Genomic DNA, 17,798 nt, shown 5'->3' with positions numbered 1-17,798 from the left:
CTAGAGTGAACATTGTTTATTTTCATTTCAATTTTTGTAATTTTGCAACCTAATTTCTTATCATGCAAAAAAGAGTTATTGTAGGACTTTCAGGAGGGGTTGATTCTAGTGTGGCTGCTTGGCTTCTTAAAGAGCAAGGCTACGAGGTAATTGGGCTTTTTATGAAAAATTGGCATGACGATTCAGTTACAATTTCTAACGAATGTCCATGGCTTGAAGATAGTAACGATGCCTTATTGGTGGCTGAGAAATTAGGTATTCCATTTCAAACTGTCGATTTGAGTGAGCAGTACAAAGAACGGATAGTGGATTATATGTTTAATGAATATGAACGAGGCCGTACTCCAAACCCTGATGTTCTTTGTAATCGAGAAATCAAGTTTGATGTTTTTATGAAAATAGCACTGAGTCTAGGAGCTGATTTTGTAGCTACAGGCCACTATTGCCGTAAAGGAACGGTAACAAGTGATGGTAAGGAGGTATATCAACTACTGGCGGGAGTAGACGTAAATAAAGACCAATCCTATTTTTTATGTCAGCTTTCTCAAGAGCAACTTTCAAAAGCTTTATTTCCAATAGGTGAACTCACCAAGCCCCAAGTCCGTGAAATTGCACAAAATGCAGGTCTTATCACAGCTGAAAAGAAGGACTCACAAGGCTTGTGTTTTATCGGAAAAGTTCGTTTGCCTGAGTTTCTTCAACAAAAACTTCAGCCCAAAGAGGGTGTGATTGTAGAAATTCCTACTGATTTTGAGGATTACAATAAAATTCCTTCTGTTTTTGATTCTAAAATGGAGGAGTTGGAATTTTATGCTAAAAAGAACCATTATCAAGTAACAAACGGTAAGGTTGTTGGAAAACATCCAGGCGCCCATTATTTTACTAAGGGACAACGAAAAGGTTTGAATGTTGGTGGTACTATCGAACCCTTATTTGTGATAGATACAGATGTGGATGACAATATTATATACACTGGTCAAGGAAAAGAACATCCTGGGTTGTATCGTCGAACTTTGTTTATCCACAACGATGAGCTCCATTGGGTACGAGAAGACTTAGCTCTTCAGACAGGTGGCGTAATGGAGGTGAAGGCTAGGATTCGTTATAGGCAGCCACTTCAAAAAGCTACACTTTATAAAGTAGATAATGGTATGTATGTAGATTTTGCACTTCCGCAGAGTGCAATTACTGAAGGCCAATTCGTAGCCTGGCATATTGGTGATGAATTAGTAGGATCGGGAGTAATTTCTTAAATTGCAGGGACAATAGCCCCTTGCATGAAACCAATACTGTTTTTTTTCGGATTTGTATTTAGTATTGCTTCCTATTCTCAAGAGCATGCATGGGTGTTTTTTACCGATAAGGAAGATGTTGTAAAATCTCTTTCCAAACCAGAATCTATACTTAGCATACGCGCCATAGATCGAAAACATCAATATGGGATTAAAATTGATGAACGGGATGTCCCTGTTACTGAAAACTATATACAAATAATTAAGTCACAGCCAGGTATTGTTTATAGGGCAAAATCAAAATGGTTTAATTGTGTACATTTGACTGGAACTAGAGAAGCGATATCCGCCTTGCAAGAACTGCCCTTTGTGAGTCACATTAGTTTTGCAGATAGAAATTTGAATTTAAGTGCTCGTGAAGTTTTTAGTGATGAGGTAGGGGTTGTAGGAAGGGATAAAAATACTTTAGTTGATTTTCCATATGGGAATACTCAGGGACAAATAGCACTGATTAAGACAAATCAATTGCATTCTATTGGTTTTAAGGGGGAAGGAATGTTAGTAGCAGTATTAGATGCTGGTTTTCCAAATGTAAACACATTGGATGCTTTTCAATACCTAAGAGATCACGGGCGATTGGTTGGTGGGTATAATTTTGTGAAAAGGGATGCCGATTTTGCGAATGTATCCTTAAATTCTCATGGAACTAGAGTTTTGTCAACCATGGCTGCCAATTTACCTGGTACTTATGTTGGAAGTGCTCCTGATGCTGCCTATGTGTTATATGTAACTGAAGATGTTGATTCTGAATCCCCTGTTGAAGAAAGTTATTGGGTTGAAGCAGTAGAAAGGGCAGATAGTTTGGGGGTGAATATTATCAATACCTCTTTAGGCTATACTACTTTTGATCAATCTAGATTTAATTATTTACAGACAGAAATGGATGGAACATCTACATTTATCTCAAGAGGAGCTAATGTGGCGACTGAAAAAGGGTTGTTGGTTGTTAACTCAGCAGGTAATTCAGGTAATAGTAGTTGGGGTATTATAACAGCACCTGCAGATGCTAATGTTTTTACAGTAGGAGCTGTGGATATGTATGGGAATTACGCTAGTTTTAGTTCAAGGGGCCCAACGACTGATGGTCGTATAAAGCCAGATGTTATGGCTCAAGGGATTCAAACTGCGGTAATCAATCAAAATGGGGTAATTGTTGGGAATAATGGAACTTCATTTGCATCTCCAATAATTGCCGGGTCAATGGCCTGTTTATGGCAAGCAATGCCAGAAAAAACAAACCTTGAGCTTATGGAAATTGTCAGAGCATCAGCTTCTCTATATTCAAACCCTTCTGTTGAGATGGGGTATGGTATTCCTGATTTTTTAGAGGCATATTATGGTGAATTGGATGAGGGATCACTTTTTTTAGAGGAAGTAGGATGGTTTCCTAATCCTACATCTGATTTAGTAACAATACAAACTTCTGTTGGTAATCGAATCTTGGGGTGTAAAGTATATAACCTAACAGGTGCTTTGATTCTATCTAATGATGTAGTTGCTAAAGAAGTTGAACTGGATCTGACTCATCATCCTAAAGGGATATATTTTGTGGAGGTATATTTAAATCAGAAAACTATAACACTAAAAATAATAAAAGACTAATGCATAATAGAATTACATCTTTATTTAAAATTCAATATCCAATCATTCAAGCAGGAATGATATGGGCTAGTGGTTGGAAATTGGCATCTGCAGTTAGTAATGCGGGTGGATTGGGAATTATTGGCGCAGGTTCAATGTATCCAGAGATTTTAAGAGAACATATCCAAAAGTGTAAACAAGCTACCGACAAACCGTTTGCTGTGAATGTGCCAATGTTGTATCCAGATATACAGCAACTCATGGAAATTATTGTTGATGAAGGAGTGTCTATAGTGTTTACTTCAGCTGGGAATCCTAAGACCTGGACAACTTATTTAAAGGATAAAGGGATTACTGTAGTTCATGTGGTAAGTAGTGTAAAGTTCGCATTAAAGGCTCAGGAAGCTGGAGTCGATGCTATTGTAGCTGAAGGGTTTGAAGCAGGGGGCCACAATGGTAGAGAGGAGACCACTACTTTTACTTTGATACCAATGGTTAAAGAAAAAATTAGTATTCCATTAATAGCAGCTGGCGGGATTGCTAGTGGCTCAGGAATGTTAGCTGCAATGGTTTTGGGGGCTGATGGTGTTCAGGTAGGTAGCCGTTTTGTGGCCAGTGAGGAGGCATCTTCCCATCCTTCTTTTAAACAAAAGGTGGTTGAAGCCCAAGAGGGGGATACTTATCTTACGTTAAAGGAACTTGCGCCCGTAAGACTTCTTAAAAATAAATTTTATCATGATATTCAGGCACTTTATACTAAGGGTGCGGATATTGAATCGCTCAAAACATTATTGGGCAGAGCCAGGGCTAAAAAAGGGATGTTTGAAGGTGATTTAGATGAGGGGGAATTAGAAATAGGACAAATAGCAGGTCTTATACATGATATTAAACCAGCAGCTGAATTAGTGCAGCAATTGTTAGATGAGTTCGAAATTGCTAAAAAGAAGGTTTCTTTATTATAGATTTTATAGGAAGCACCGTATCTTTGTACATCATTAAAAAAGAATAAATATGCAAAACGGTATTTACGCCAAATTTTATACTAGCAAAGGGGATATCCTTGTGAAGCTTACACATGATAAAACTCCTGGAACGGTAGGTAATTTTGTTGGATTGGCTGAAGGTAATTTAGAAAATACAGCTAAACCTCAAGGAAAACCGTATTATGACGGACTTACATTTCATCGGGTAATCGCTGATTTTATGATACAGGGAGGATGCCCTGAGGGTACAGGAGTAGGTGGTCCAGGATATCAATTTGATGATGAATTTCATCCGGAGTTAAAACATAATGGTCCTGGAGTTCTTTCAATGGCGAATGCTGGTCCAGGTACTAATGGTAGCCAATTTTTCATTACTCACGTAGATACGGCATGGTTGGATAACAAACATACAGTATTTGGTTTTGTGGAGAGCGGTCAAGATGTTGTTGATACTATTGCTCAAGGTGATGTTATTGAAAAACTTGAGATTATTCGAGTTGGTGAGGAAGCTCAAAAGTGGAATGCTATAGAGGCTTTCCGTACTTTTGAAGGATCTAGAGAACAACGTTTGGCTGAAGAAAAACGTAGAGAAGAGGAAGCGATTGATAAAGTGGCTGCAGGATTTGATAAAACTCCAAGTGGATTACGTTATAAAATTATTCAGAAGGGTAATGGTACACAAGCAGAGAAAGGAAAAACAGTTTCTGTTCATTACAAAGGAATGTTAGTTGACGGTACTGTTTTTGATTCATCTTATAAACGTAATCAACCAATTGATTTTGCTTTGGGAGTTGGACAAGTTATACAAGGTTGGGACGAAGGTATTAGCCTTCTTCAAGTGGGAGATAAGGCTCGTTTAGTTATTCCTCCACAACTGGGTTACGGTAGCAGAGGAGCAGGTGGTGTAATTCCCCCAAATGCAACCTTGGTTTTTGATGTAGAATTAATGAAAGTGAAGTAATATAAGTAGGCCGTTCTGTTAGGACGGCTTTTTTTATCTTTTGAATATGACACCTGAGCAATTAGAATTATTAAAGTATCCCATTGGAAAGTATTCTTGGCCTGAAACAATAACCAAAGAAACTCTTGATGAATGGGTAGTCTCAATTTCTGAATTACCTTCTAAGTTAGAAATTCTAGTTCTTTCTTTTAGCGAGGAGCAATTAGATACACCATATCGGCCAGGAGGCTGGACTGTACGACAAGTGGTACATCATCTTGTGGATAGTCATGTGAATAGTTATGTGAGGTATAAATGGACATTAACAGAGGATTGTCCTGTGATTAAAACCTATCATGAAGATCGATGGGCTGAACTAAATGATTATAAGGCGGATGTTAAATTGTCACTGCAAATGCTTAAGGCCTTGCATATAAAATGGGTGTTCTTGTTAAAGGTGTTAACAGAAGAAGATTTCTCAAAAACATTTGTTCATCCTGAGACAGCTAAGGAAATTTCTTTACGTCGATTGACAGGGTTGTATGCCTGGCATGGGGAACATCATTATGCTCATATAGCCCATTTGGCGAATAGAAAAGGATGGAAATAAAAAAAGTCTGACTTAACAGACTTTTTCCATTTTCATAGCAATTCTCCCATGTGTTATTTACTCACTGGCTGGGGAGTTAATCTTAAGTAAGGTTTAACTTCTGTAAATCCTTTTGGAAATAATATCTTGGCTTCTTCATTACTCACTGATGGACTGATAACAACATCTTGTCCTTGATTCCAATTGGCAGGGGTAGCTACTTTTTGATAGGCAGTGAGTTGAAGTGAATCTATAACACGTAATAATTCGTCAAAATTACGACCTGTTGAAGCTGGATAAGTAATAATTAACTTTATTGTTTTATCCGGACCGATAACAAATACGGAACGAACTGTAAATGTTTCATTCGCGTTGGGGTGAATCATGTCATAGAGATCAGAAACTTTTCTATCTTCATCGGCAATAATGGGAAAGTTAACTTGTGTGTTTTGGGTTTCATTTATGTCTTTAATCCAACCTTTATGAGACTCAAGTCCATCTACACTTAAGGCGATAACCTTGGTGTTTCTTTTTTCAAATTCAATTTTGTACTTGGCTACTGTTCCAAGTTCAGTTGTACAAACTGGGGTGTAATCAGCAGGATGTGAGAATAATACTCCCCAACCATCTCCTAAATATTCGTAAAAATCAATAGGTCCTTCTGAAGTTTGAGCTTGAAAATTGGGAGCCTTATCTCCTAAACGTAATGTAGACATGATGATCATTATTTAATATTAGTCTACAAAAGTAATAGAATTAATAGATTAATAAGTTAAAAATATTAAAAAATTAAATTTTCCATTTAATATTACATCCCAGACTTGGTTTTTGATCTTTATCTATTGATCTATTCTCTAGAAGATTATTTAAAGCCATTCTAATGTCGCGGCCAGTAACGGGTATTGAGTTTCCTGGTCTAGAATCGTCCAATTGACCTCTATAAACTAAGGAAAGTGTATGGTCAAATATATAGAAATCAGGTGTACAGGCGGCATCGTAGTCTATAGCCGTTTGCTGCGTTTGATCGTATAAATATGGAAAATTATAGGAATTTTCCCTGGCATTTTTTTTCATTAACTCAGGACCATCCTGTGGGTATGCCATAGCGTCGTTACTGGAAATTGCTATAAAGCTTACACCATTTAATTTGTATTCTGAAGCCAGAAGAACCAGTTGATTATTTATATGTTTAACAAAAGGGCAATGGTTGCAAATGAACATGATAACAGTTGCCTTGTCTCCTTTGAGATTATTTAAGGAGTAAGTGTTTCCAGAGATCGTGTCTGGGAGGTTAAAATCAGGAGCTTTAGTTCCTAGTGGAATCATATTACTTGGAGTGTTTGCCATAATTTCGGTCTAAATTGAAATAAGAAAATTGTGAGTTGAATGAAAAATTAATGTATCTTCAAAATTACAAAATCAAAAACAGATAGGTATGAAAACACTTAATCATTGGTTTGATGAATACTCAATATCTCATCAAAATAAGATAAATAAGGGGATACATTATATATGCGTACCAGTCATTTTCTTTTCCATTGTTGGATTACTAATGAGTATTCCTGCTACTTTCTTAGAAGAACTTATTCCAGGGACTAACTTTATTCTTGAGAATTGGGCTGCACCAGTCATATTATTAGTGTTGTTTTTCTACGTTCGCTTATCCTTTGCAATGGGAATAAAGATGTTGATTTTTTCAATGTTATGTATAATTGGAAATTACTATCTAGGGTCAGTTGTCACTTTATGGATAGCTTCATTGAGCATTTTTGTCATTGCTTGGATAGGTCAATTTTATGGACATAAATTAGAAGGTAAGAAACCTTCTTTTTTGAAAGACATTCAGTTTTTACTTATTGGCCCAGCATGGGTTATTAATAGTTTGTTTGGAAATAAATAGAGAGGGTAATAAGTGGACTAACTAAAATAAAATTAGGATTGTCTTTTTTTTGTACCTTTACTATAGTACCTATACACTGTTAGGAGCTATTAGATATATCCTATAATTTTAACAGTAAGAATTTCTTTGCACAGCTTGCAACTTAATTGATTTATTCTTCTTATCAAATTAAAAACTGAAACCAATGAAAGTAGCCTATGAAACTCTTTCGGAAGCCATTAACGCATTAAAACAGGAAGGTTTTACCTATGATTATAACTTGCAAGATAAAGGTATTTTGAATAGTCAAAAAAAGAGTCATATTCCAGCATCTGATCTTACCGTGGTATGTGTGTATAGATTTGAAGGTAATACTAATCCTGATGATAATGCTATATTATATGCTATAGAAACTGCCAGAGGTGAAAAGGGATTGCTTTTGGATGCCTATGGTGTATATGCTGGTGAAATTTCTAGGGAAATGCTTGATAAGCTAAAAATACACTAAAAATCATCTATCTAATTTGCAAACCAAAAGGAGTTCTAGTATGTTTGTTTCGAGAATGCTCCTGATACTTTTTTTGATTTTGTCTTCAATTCGGGTGCTTCCTTTTAAATACGTTAAATGTAACACAATGGAAATCACTTGGAATGATTTTGAAAAAGTAGAAATGCGAGTAGGTACGATCATTGAAGTTAATGATTTTCCTAATGCGCGAAAGCCGGCTTTTCAACTTACTATTGACTTTGGAAGTCAATTAGGAATTAGGAAGTCTTCAGCACAAATAACAAAGAGATACCATAAAGAAGAATTACTTAATAGGCAGATAATAGCAGTTGTAAATTTTCCTAAAAAACAAATTGCAAACTTTATGAGTGAATGTTTAGTGATGGGTGCTGTTGGAGATCAAGGTGACGTAGTTCTTCTAGAACCTACACATTCAATTCCAAATGGATGGCGAATTTCTTAATTCAGAAGTAAATTGTTAACACCCCTAGATCAAGTAACAATAAATTTTTCAACGGATGCTCTCTGGGGGCTTAATATAGCATTAGCGTTGGTGATGTATGGGGTAGCAATGGATATTTCTCCTAGCGATTTTAAGCAATTGCTATTTAGGCCTAAACCTATAATTGTAGGACTACTATCTCAGTTTATTCTTTTGCCTTTGGTAACCTTTATGTTGATTTGGATATTAAAACCTTCACCAAGTATTGCCTTAGGAATGATTCTAGTTGCGGCTTGTCCAGGAGGGAATATCTCAAATTTTATGACTCACCTGGCTGGAGGAAATAATGCTTTGTCTGTCAGTCTAACTGCCTTTGCAACCGTGTTGGCAATCTTTTTTGTTCCTTTTAATTTGGAGCTGTGGGGTGGCATGTACCCCCCAACAGCCACTTTGTTAAAAAAGGTTGCTTTACATCCTATGGATATATTTTGGACCATAGTTTTCTTATTGATTGTTCCACTAATTTTTGGGATGCTGACTCGATATTATGCTATGCGTTTTGTATTAAAAGTAGCACCTTATTTTAAAGTTGGATCCATCTTTGTGTTTGTTTTGCTTGTTATCTTGGCCTTCATTAATAATTTAGAGATCTTTTTTTCTTATATACATTACGTATTTGCCTTAGTCTTAGTTCACAATGCTTTGGCAGTTTTTTCAGGTTTTTCCATTGCCAAATTAACTGGTTTATCCACTCGAAACACAAAGACTATTGCAATTGAAACAGGCATTCAAAATTCAGGATTGGGATTGTTACTCATCTTTACTTTTTTTGAAGGGTTGGGAGGTATGGCTTTGGTGACTGCTTTTTGGGGAATCTGGCATATTTTTTCTGGATTATTGCTAGCTTATATCTGGAGTAGATCAGAAGCAAAAAAAATACCAATATGAGTTCCCTGCAACGGTGTGTTAAGCTTTATATTAAGTTAGCTTTTCAGTTCTATTATACGGATTTCAAAATAAATGGGCAATGTAATATTCCTAGAAAGGGAGCTGTATTATTTGTGAGCAATCACCAAAATGGGTTGATAGATCCATTGGTAATAGGTGTAAGTAATAAGCGTGATACCCATTTTTTAGCTAGAGCAGCTGTGTTTAAAAGGCCAATTTACGCTACATTGCTCACTCGATTACAAATGCTGCCTATTTATCGTATTAGAGATGGTTTTGATAGTATATTGCTTAATAATGAAATTTTTGAGCGTTGTGTTTTATTACTAAAAAATCAAAAAGCCATTCTTATTTTTCCAGAGGGAAATCATAATCTACAAAGAAGGGTAAGGCCTCTTAGTAAGGGATTTACTCGAATTGTAATGGAAATGTTAAATAGATATCCAGAACGTGAATTGTATATAGTTCCCGTGGGCGTTAATTACGATAAACCAACTCAGTTCCCTTCTAAAGTTTCAGTGAACTACGGAAGACCTTTACTTGCCAATGAATATTTGAATTTATCTCCTCGCGATGCTGTTAAATTGCTACGAACAGATGTACATTCGGCACTAACCAAACTTACTACTCATATCCCATTGACATTGGAGTATGATGAGGTAGAGTCATTGCTTTTGGATGGACAGGTTGATTTTTTAAATCCTGAAGTTGTTAATGAAACCATTATAAGTAAAAATTTTAGAACCTATGATAGGAAAGGCGAGGTAATGAAAAAAACATTATTTCGTAAAAGGTTATTATTAATTAACACATGGCTTCCCTATATACTTTGGAGATGGGGTATTAGACCAAAAATAAGCGAACCTGAATTTATTGATACATTCAGGTTCGCTTTGGGAATTTCAGTAGTTCCTTTGTTTTATGTTTTTCAATCTATTGCTATTGCCTGGATTTGGAATTCCACCGCAGCAATCATTTACCTAGGTTTTTCTATAGCTTTAGCGGGGATAGTTTCTGAGGTTAGATTTACATCATATCGGCAAAGAAAATAGCATTCATTAGAAGTTTATTTGTTCCAAACCAAAAAGCTCTAAAGTTAGTGTTATCTGTGAATACAGCCACTTTTCCATTCCCCATTCGTTGTACTTGAAATGGAACAGCTCCTTTTAATAACTCTAAATTTTCTTCAGAGATATACCCACTTATTAAAGGAGAATTGGAATATTGAATTGGATTATTATAGCTGTTTTTATTAGGTTCAATATAAATATTTGTATTTCTGAAAAGGGCCAAAGATGTGTTCTTATATCCGAAATTTATAGGATGACTACGGTCAATTTTCGTTTCAAATAGAGCTCCACCAGTTACTTGTGCCCCTGAGTATTTGTTGCGATTCTCATAAGAAATATTTTCTGCATTTCGGTCCTTCTTTCTAAATTCCAGATTCATAAAGTCATTTTCAGATAACCAATTGGCTGCATTTCTATACCCTATTAAGGTACCACCGTTTCGAACCCACGTTTGTAATTTACGTTTGGCAGTTTCATCCAAAGCACCACCAAAACTATTGTGTAAAATAATAGTAGTATACTTATCTAAATTCATTCTATTGAAATTAGATAAATCAAGTTTACTAATTGGAATGTTGTATCGGGTGTCAAGTAGATGCCATGTTTCTCCAGCGTCATAAGAGGTGATTCCACTTCCTGTAATAATTCCTATTTTAGGAAGTTTTAAGGTTATAAAATCATTGCTCCCTAGATCAATTCCATCTGAAAACCCAGTACTAACCGCTCTGATGTTTAGATGACTCTCTTTAGCCACATCTTGTAAAAATGTGTATAATTCATCACTGTTAAGTAATTGATTTTGGACAGGAATCATAATTGTTCCGTAATCATAGGTGGTGCCTTGAAGTGTAAAAGGAGTTTTTCCAACCTTTGCTCTAATCCCTTTATCAAGAATCTTGTATAAGGCTTCTGGGGTATAGTATTCATGCCATTCAAAAATATAGGCGTAGTTGCTTTTAGAAGATACCACACCATTAGGTAGAGTTAGGTTTTCAATTTTCCCACCAGCATGTTGGAGATTTGATAATTCCGCATAGTCTACGTTAAAGGCATAAGGGAAGGTCCAACCTGAGATGTCATAAAATAGGCTATCTTGAAAAGTTGTACGTTTTTCAAACATCGCTTGAAGTATTGTACTGTTCTTTTGATTGGTAGGTACGATATAGCTATATCCTTTTTTAAATTTTTTCCCGTTTTGAGTAAAATCATTAGCCACTTCATGAACCTCTATTTTATGCCTGTTAAGTACTTCTGCTAGATGAAAGGTTTTGGCTGCATCCTTTTCGTCACCAAACACATAAGCTTTGGTTTTGTTCTTAGCGTTGTTGGTACGAACATTTTTATAGAAATCACGTTGATAAGTTAGAAGTTCGGTGCGAAGACCTTGAGCGGCTTCCAGTGTTGATAATGCTGTTACGAACTGATTTCGTATAGTGAATGCAAAAGTGAGTAGTCCATTATCACTTTCTTGAATATGGCCCCTAGAACTTCCTTGCTCAAAAAGAATTCCAATTCCACCGTTGATATCTGGAAATGTAGATCCTTTACCATAGTAGTAGTCATCAAAACTTTCTTGAGCGTAGTATAAAGAACCTATATTGTCTAAGGCTTTTATATGATATTGGGCAATGTCTAGTGTGAGTTCTTGGTTCTTTTTTGGTGTCAATGGATGTACACGTTCAGGAACACCTGGCTGAAAGAAGAAAGTTGAATTGGTCCCCATTTCGTGATGGTCAGTTAGTATATTTGGAAGCCATTGATGGTAGGTTTCAATACGTGCACGACTTTCTGGTAATTGTACTGGGAGCCAATCACGATTCATATCAAACCAATAATGATTAGTTCGTCCCCCTGGCCAAACCTCACTATATTCACGATCATTAGGGTCCGCAGTAAGATTCATATTTCTGTTGGTGTTAGCCCAATAGGCGAATCTCTGAAGCCCATCGGGATTTAAAGAAGGATCAAAAAGGATAACTACGTCATTAAGTAACGATTCTATTTTAGGTCCTTGTGCAGCAGCTAAATAATATGCCGCAACTAAAGCAGCATTAGATCCGCTAGGTTCATTTCCATGGATAGAGAATCCCTGATAAACAACGGCTGGCATTTGTGAAATGTTCGTATTGTCATTGTCTGTAAGTGCTACATGATCTTTACGAATTTGATCTAGGTTTTGATGATTTTTTGCAGAGGTAATTGTAAGTAGAATTAGTGGTCTGGTTTCAAAAGTTGTACCTCTAGTTTCTATGGTGATTCTATCAGAAGCTTCTGCAAGAGCTCGCATATATTCTACGAGTTTATCGTGGGTAACATGCCATTGACCAACCTGATAGCCCAGGATTTTTTCTGGTGTTGGAATATCCTTATTATAAGTCACATCTTTGGGTAAATAATAATCCAAAGTGGGAGTTTCTTGAGCTAAAAGGTACTGGAAGGAAAACAGTAGTAATAGAAGTGCTTTTTTCATTTGATTTAATTGAATTTGGTTGTCGAGTAAAAATAAAAAAACCGTTTACGAAAAGGTAAACGGTTAAAGCTTTTTAGAGAAGTTTTAACATTAAATATCGTCAAAATTAATATCGGTAAAATTTTCTGTTGAAACTTCACCGTTTTCAGTGGTAAATTCTCTTTTAAAGTCTTTTTGATGGCGTTCAGAAATTACTTCCTCACCTTTTTCATCAAAAACATACCCAGTCATTTCGTCGAGAATTTCTTTGAAAGAAGAGAAGTCTTCTTTGTATAGGTATATTTTGTGTTTTTTGTAGTGAAATGAACCATCATCATGGGTGAATTTTTTACTCTCCGTAATGGTTAGGTAATAATCCCCAGCTTTGGTGGCTCTTACATCAAAGAAGTAAGTTCTTCTTCCTGCTCTTAATACTTTTGAGAAAATCTCATCTTTTTCTAATAGTTCTTTGTCACTCATAGTCTCTCAAATACTTTTTTGGATGGCTTAATTGCCAATCAAAAATGAAAAAAAAAATGAAATCATCCAAAAAATTGTTAGCTTTCTTTTGCAGCCAATTGCGCGATATACAGTTCTTTGTAATATCCATCTTGATTTATGAGCTGATTGTGAGATCCTTGCTGAACAATTTGACCTTTGTCTAAAATGAATATTTTGTCTGCATTTTTAGCAGAAGAAATGCGATGACTGACTATTATGGTGGTCTTTTTATCAGCAACCTTCATTAGGTTATTAAGAATTTCTTCTTCAGTTTCAGTATCAACAGCTGAGAGACAATCATCAAATAAATAGATAGTTGCATCATCTTTAATAATTGCTCGAGCGATAGAAACTCGCTGTTTTTGTCCGCCACTAAGGGTAATTCCTCGTTCTCCTAAAACAGTATCATACTGATCTTTAAATTTTTTAATGTTCTTGTGAACAGCAGCTTTTTTTGCTGCCAGTATTACTTCTTCATCGGTTGCTGTTTCCTTACCAAATTTTATATTGTTCTTTATACTATCTGAAAATAAAAATGCATCTTGAGGTACTGCACCTATTGCACCACGAAGGCTCAAAAGGTTTACTTCTTTAATTGGTGTTTGATCAATATATACTGTTCCTTCACTAGTGTCATACATACGGCTTATCAAATCTAAAATGGTCGATTTTCCGGAACCTGTTTTTCCTATGAAAGCAACGGTTTCTCCTTTCTGTATTGTGAAGGAGATATTGTTTAAAGCTTGAATATTGGTATCTTCATAGGTGAATGAAACATTTCGGAATTCAATATTTCCATCAATGGTTGTAGGTTCTTGTTGCAAATTTTGGATTTGTGGAACTACTTTTAGGAATTCGTTTATACGTTTTTGGGAAGCTTCTGCTTGCTGCACTATAGAACTTACCCATCCGACAGTCGCTACAGGCCAAGTAAGCATTAGTACATATATGGTGAACTTGGCTATAACACCCACGGTTTCGATTTGACCATCAATATATAGCTTACCTCCAATGAAAATTACGAATACATTGCTAAGACCAATTAGCAAAAGCATAAGAGGGAAGAACCAGGCTTGTACTTTGGCTAAATGCATACTCTTCTCTTTTCCTTCTTCTGCAAGTCTATGTACATCTTCGTTAATGCGACCTTCAATGCTATATGCTTTGATAACTCCAATTCCAGAAAATGTTTCTTGTGAAAACGTAGAAAGTTCAGATAGGTATTCTTGAACTACTGTAGTACGTTTGTGAATTGTTCTGCTAATGTAATAGATTAAAACGGATAAAATAGGTAAAGGTATAAGGGTATACAAAGCTAGGATGGGAGATGTGTAAAACATTAAAGGAATTACACATAAAAATAAAGTAACAGTTTGTACACTGTACATTATTGCTGGTCCAGCATACATCCGTACTCGACTGACATCTTCACTTACACGGTTCATTAAGTCACCCGTTCGATTCTTTTTATAGAAGTTTTGAGACAATCGTTCATATTGTTTGAAAATTTCATTTTTTAAGTCAAACTCAATGTAACGAGAAATATTAATAATGGTTTGACGCATCCAGAATGTAAAAATTCCTGACAGGAAAGCAGATCCAACAATTATTAGAATGTAGTTAATTAGCTTTTTCTTTACCGCTTCAAAATCATTATTACCTGCCAAAATATGGTTTTCAACGGCATCCAATGAGTATTGTACATATTCAGGCATTACTAGTGAAAACACCCGTGCAATAATTGTAATAAGGATACCCAGCAGAAGTTGATACTTATATTTGTAAAAATATTTGTTAAGGAACTGAAGTTCTTTCATATAAGGGCGATACGTGTTAAAATTAATATATTCTTAATTGAGAATATTATTTTTTGTGTAATCTGTAAAATAGGTTTAATTTCGCATTGAATTTTTGAAAGATTCTAAAAACGAAACAAACGAATTCATATGATAACAGAAGTTGTAAAACCCAGTGAAATTCATAAAGTAGACCCTGTTTTTGGGCAACTTTCATTTGATAACCATGAGCAAATAGTGTTCTGTAACGACAAAGATACAGGATTAAAAGCAATAATAGGTATCCATAATACAGTATTGGGTCCGGCATTGGGCGGTACTCGTATGTGGGCATATAACAATGAATGGGAGGCACTAAATGATGTATTGCGTTTATCACGCGGAATGACATTTAAATCTGCTGTAACAGGCTTAGATCTTGGTGGTGGTAAGGCTGTAATTATAGGAGATGCTAAAACACAAAAGACTCCTGAGTTGATGCGTAAGTTCGCGGAGTATGTTCATTCATTAAGCGGAAAATATATTACAGCTGAGGATGTAGGAATGGAAACAGCTGATATGGATTTAGTAAGAGAGGTAACTCCTTATGTAACGGGAATCTCTGAAAGTAAGGGTGGATCAGGTAATCCTTCACCTATTACAGCATATGGAGTTTTTATGGGAATGAAAGCTGCTGCTAAATTCAAATTTGGCAGTGATAATCTCGAGGGTAAAACAGTTTTAGTACAAGGAATTGGGCATGTAGGGGAGTCTTTGGTAGATCACCTTACAAGAGAAGGAGCTCAAGTTATGATAGCAGATATTAATCAAGCTCGTTTAGAACAAGTGCGTGATGCCTATGGAGCAACTATTTTTGGAGGCGAGGATCTTTATAGCGCTCCTGTAGATATCTATGCTCCTTGTGCCTTAGGTGCTATTATTAATGATGATACTATTAATAAAATTCAAGCAAAAGTAATTGCAGGTGCCGCTAATAATCAATTGGCAGATGAGAAAAAACATGGTCAGATGTTACTTGATAGAGGTATTGCATATGCGCCTGATTTTTTAATTAATGCTGGTGGTATTATCAATGTTTATGCTGAAATTGCTGGTTACGGTAAAGATGAAATTATGCGTCGTACTGAAAATATTTATAATACTACTTTAGAGATTTTTGGTCATGCTGCTTCTAATAAAATAACCACTCATCAAGCAGCCCTGCAAGTAGCTCAAGGCCGTATTGACGCTAGAAAATTAGAGCAAAAAAAATAAATCATTTTCCAAAATAATAGTATTTTTGCGGGGCGAAAGGAATTAAAATCTTTCGCCTCATTTTTTTAGTTCTTTATTATGTTAACAAGAAGACACATCCGGGTAAAAGTAATGCAATCCATATATGCATTGCACCAGTCTAAAACAGATTCTCTTGAGAAAGAGGAAAAATTCCTTCTGAACAGTATTGATAATATGTATAATCTTTATCTGTTATTACTAAGTCTTCTTGTTGAAATTCGCCAACATGGAGAGGATCAGATTGTTCTTTCCCAAAAAAAATACTTAGCAACTTCAGAAGAAAAAAATCCAAATAGAAAGTTTATTGACAATAAATTACTTCGGGCACTAGCGGCTAACGAGTCTTTAGCTGAAGTGCAAGAAGAGCGAAACATAGCCAATTGGAAGTTAGATGATGAGTATGTAGTTATTATCTATCAGCAAATTTTGGCTAGTAGTGCTTATAAAGAATATATGAGTCTTAAAGAAACAGATTTTGATACTGACAGAGACTTTATTGTTCATATTTACAAAGAAATTATAGCAACAAACGAAAAGTTATATGAGTATTTAGAAGATCATAAACTTACTTGGTTGGATGATTTACCGTCAGTAAATACGTTGTTATTAAAGAAACTCAAGAAGGCATCAGAAACGGGTGCTGAGGGTTATTTTCTTCCAAAGTTATACAAAGATGAGGATGACAGAGACTATGCAATTCAGTTATTGCGTAAAGCAGTATTGAATGATGAAAAATTTCAACAGTATATTGATGGTAAAACCCCAAATTGGGATGCTGAACGTATCGCTGAGTTGGATGCTATCATTATTAAAATGGCAATCTGTGAGTTTTTAAAATTTGCTAGTATTCCAGTTAAAGTTACTATTAATGAATATCTTGAAATAGCTAAAGAGTATTCTACACCAAAAAGTAGCATATTTATAAACGGTATTTTGGATAAAGTAGTAAAGGAATTGGAAGCTAACAATTCGTTAAAAAAGGTAGGAAGAGGGCTTGTCTAATGAAAATATTAGTATTTTTAACCGATTATAAACTAATTAACTTATAAAACCACCATGAAAAAAAGTGTTATACTCTTAGGAATGGCTTGTGCTATGGTTTTTGCTTCATGCAAGAATGATGCAAGTAGTAAGATAAAATCTGATGCAACTTCTGTAGAAACTACTAATGAAACTGTTACTGCAGGGAAATATCCTGTAATTACTTTCGAAAAAGTAGAACATGATTTTGGAACTATTGAACAAGGAACCAATGTAGAGACCGTATTTGCCTTTACTAATACTGGGGATGCTCCTTTGGTTATTACAAATGCAAGTAGTAGTTGTGGATGTACGGTTCCAGAGAAACCTAATGGCCCAATTGCACCAGGAGAAAAAGGAGAAATAAAAGTACATTTCAATGGTTCTGGACAAAACCTTGTAACCAAAATTGTAACTTTAACAGCAAATACTCAAGCTGGTCAGGAGCAGGTGCGTATAAAAGCATTTGTATCGCCTAAAGCCAATGCAGGTTTGCCTAATTTAAAAATCACTCAATAATTATAA

18 protein-coding genes are annotated in these 17,798 nt (G+C 35.5%); 13 read left to right on the top strand and 5 right to left on the bottom strand.

Going from position 1 to position 17,798, the window contains the following annotated elements; all coding sequences use genetic code 11:
- Positions 1–62: 62 nt before the first annotated feature.
- From mnmA to PT603_RS08070, 5 genes are read left to right on the top strand one after another with little or no spacing between them, the layout of a single operon-like run.
- Complete coding sequence (gene mnmA / locus PT603_RS08090) at positions 63–1,253, top strand: tRNA 2-thiouridine(34) synthase MnmA (protein WP_008239664.1); 1,191 nt, start codon at positions 63–65, stop codon at positions 1,251–1,253.
- 24 nt (positions 1,254–1,277) lie between these two features.
- Positions 1,278–2,894: a S8 family serine peptidase gene (locus PT603_RS08085; protein ID WP_008239665.1), complete on the top strand. Its 1,617-nt coding sequence runs from the start codon at positions 1,278–1,280 to the stop codon at positions 2,892–2,894.
- A complete protein-coding gene (locus PT603_RS08080) occupies positions 2,894–3,835 on the top strand; it encodes an NAD(P)H-dependent flavin oxidoreductase (RefSeq protein ID WP_008239666.1) in 942 nt (313 codons plus the stop codon). The genes PT603_RS08085 and PT603_RS08080 overlap by 1 nt, the downstream gene beginning before the upstream one ends.
- A 49-nt stretch (positions 3,836–3,884) precedes the next feature.
- Complete coding sequence (locus PT603_RS08075) at positions 3,885–4,817, top strand: peptidylprolyl isomerase (RefSeq protein WP_008239677.1); 933 nt, start codon at positions 3,885–3,887, stop codon at positions 4,815–4,817.
- Between the two features lie 46 nt (positions 4,818–4,863).
- Positions 4,864–5,406, top strand: coding sequence for a YfiT family bacillithiol transferase (locus PT603_RS08070; RefSeq protein WP_008239678.1), 543 nt, complete (start codon positions 4,864–4,866; stop codon positions 5,404–5,406).
- 53 nt (positions 5,407–5,459) lie between these two features.
- On the opposite strand, the gene PT603_RS08065 is transcribed toward PT603_RS08070, so the two are convergent.
- The gene (locus tag PT603_RS08065) at positions 5,460–6,101 is read right to left on the bottom strand and encodes a peroxiredoxin (protein ID WP_008239680.1); all 642 of its coding nucleotides are present in this window, start codon (positions 6,099–6,101) and stop codon (positions 5,460–5,462) included.
- A gap of 73 nt (positions 6,102–6,174) precedes the next feature.
- Positions 6,175–6,732: a thioredoxin family protein gene (locus PT603_RS08060; RefSeq protein ID WP_008239681.1), complete on the bottom strand. Its 558-nt coding sequence runs from the start codon at positions 6,730–6,732 to the stop codon at positions 6,175–6,177.
- A gap of 88 nt (positions 6,733–6,820) precedes the next feature.
- Between PT603_RS08060 and PT603_RS08055 the strand changes: the two genes are divergently transcribed.
- From PT603_RS08055 to PT603_RS08035, 5 genes are all read left to right on the top strand, one after another.
- Positions 6,821–7,285: an Mpo1 family 2-hydroxy fatty acid dioxygenase gene (locus PT603_RS08055; protein ID WP_008239682.1), complete on the top strand. Its 465-nt coding sequence runs from the start codon at positions 6,821–6,823 to the stop codon at positions 7,283–7,285.
- Between the two features lie 184 nt (positions 7,286–7,469).
- A complete protein-coding gene (locus PT603_RS08050; protein ID WP_008239683.1) occupies positions 7,470–7,772 on the top strand; it encodes a hypothetical protein in 303 nt (100 codons plus the stop codon).
- A gap of 127 nt (positions 7,773–7,899) precedes the next feature.
- Positions 7,900–8,235 (top strand): tRNA-binding protein, encoded by a 336-nt coding sequence (locus PT603_RS08045; protein WP_008239684.1) that lies wholly within the window; start codon positions 7,900–7,902, stop codon positions 8,233–8,235.
- A gap of 12 nt (positions 8,236–8,247) precedes the next feature.
- Positions 8,248–9,162, top strand: coding sequence for a bile acid:sodium symporter family protein (locus PT603_RS08040; RefSeq protein ID WP_008239685.1), 915 nt, complete (start codon positions 8,248–8,250; stop codon positions 9,160–9,162).
- Positions 9,159–10,214 carry a 1-acyl-sn-glycerol-3-phosphate acyltransferase gene (locus PT603_RS08035; RefSeq protein WP_008239686.1) on the top strand — a complete coding sequence of 352 codons (1,056 nt, stop codon included), beginning with the start codon at positions 9,159–9,161 and terminating at the stop codon, positions 10,212–10,214. The genes PT603_RS08040 and PT603_RS08035 overlap by 4 nt, the downstream gene beginning before the upstream one ends.
- Here PT603_RS08035 and PT603_RS08030 read toward each other — a convergent pair.
- The 3 genes from PT603_RS08030 to PT603_RS08020 all read right to left on the bottom strand — a co-directional run bounded on the left by PT603_RS08030 (position 10,189) and on the right by PT603_RS08020 (position 14,999).
- Entirely contained in the window at positions 10,189–12,702 is a 2,514-nt protein-coding gene (locus PT603_RS08030) for a M14 family zinc carboxypeptidase (RefSeq protein WP_008239687.1), read from the bottom strand. The genes PT603_RS08035 and PT603_RS08030 overlap by 26 nt on opposite strands.
- Before the next feature lie 90 nt (positions 12,703–12,792).
- On the bottom strand, positions 12,793–13,161 hold the full coding sequence (locus PT603_RS08025; RefSeq protein ID WP_008239688.1) for a PUR family DNA/RNA-binding protein: 369 nt from the start codon (positions 13,159–13,161) through the stop codon (positions 12,793–12,795).
- Positions 13,162–13,238: 77 nt separating this feature from the next.
- Entirely contained in the window at positions 13,239–14,999 is a 1,761-nt protein-coding gene (locus tag PT603_RS08020; protein ID WP_008239689.1) for an ABC transporter ATP-binding protein, read from the bottom strand.
- Between the two features lie 129 nt (positions 15,000–15,128).
- Here PT603_RS08020 and PT603_RS08015 point away from each other — a divergent pair, with 129 nt between their 5' ends.
- The 3 genes from PT603_RS08015 to PT603_RS08005 all read left to right on the top strand — a co-directional run bounded on the left by PT603_RS08015 (position 15,129) and on the right by PT603_RS08005 (position 17,792).
- The gene (locus PT603_RS08015) at positions 15,129–16,232 is read left to right on the top strand and encodes a Glu/Leu/Phe/Val family dehydrogenase (RefSeq protein ID WP_008239690.1); all 1,104 of its coding nucleotides are present in this window, start codon (positions 15,129–15,131) and stop codon (positions 16,230–16,232) included.
- Positions 16,233–16,310: 78 nt separating this feature from the next.
- Positions 16,311–17,255, top strand: a complete 945-nt coding sequence (gene nusB, locus PT603_RS08010) for a transcription antitermination factor NusB (RefSeq protein WP_193365556.1) — start codon at positions 16,311–16,313, stop codon at positions 17,253–17,255.
- 54 nt (positions 17,256–17,309) lie between these two features.
- Positions 17,310–17,792 (top strand): DUF1573 domain-containing protein, encoded by a 483-nt coding sequence (locus PT603_RS08005; protein ID WP_008239694.1) that lies wholly within the window; start codon positions 17,310–17,312, stop codon positions 17,790–17,792.
- Positions 17,793–17,798: the final 6 nt, after the last annotated feature.

The organism is Imtechella halotolerans, assembly GCF_028743515.2.
GTDB classification, from domain to species: Bacteria; Bacteroidota; Bacteroidia; order Flavobacteriales; family Flavobacteriaceae; genus Imtechella; species Imtechella halotolerans.
Note: the sequence above shows the minus strand (reverse complement) of the source record. Positions and strands in the feature narration are given on the sequence as shown.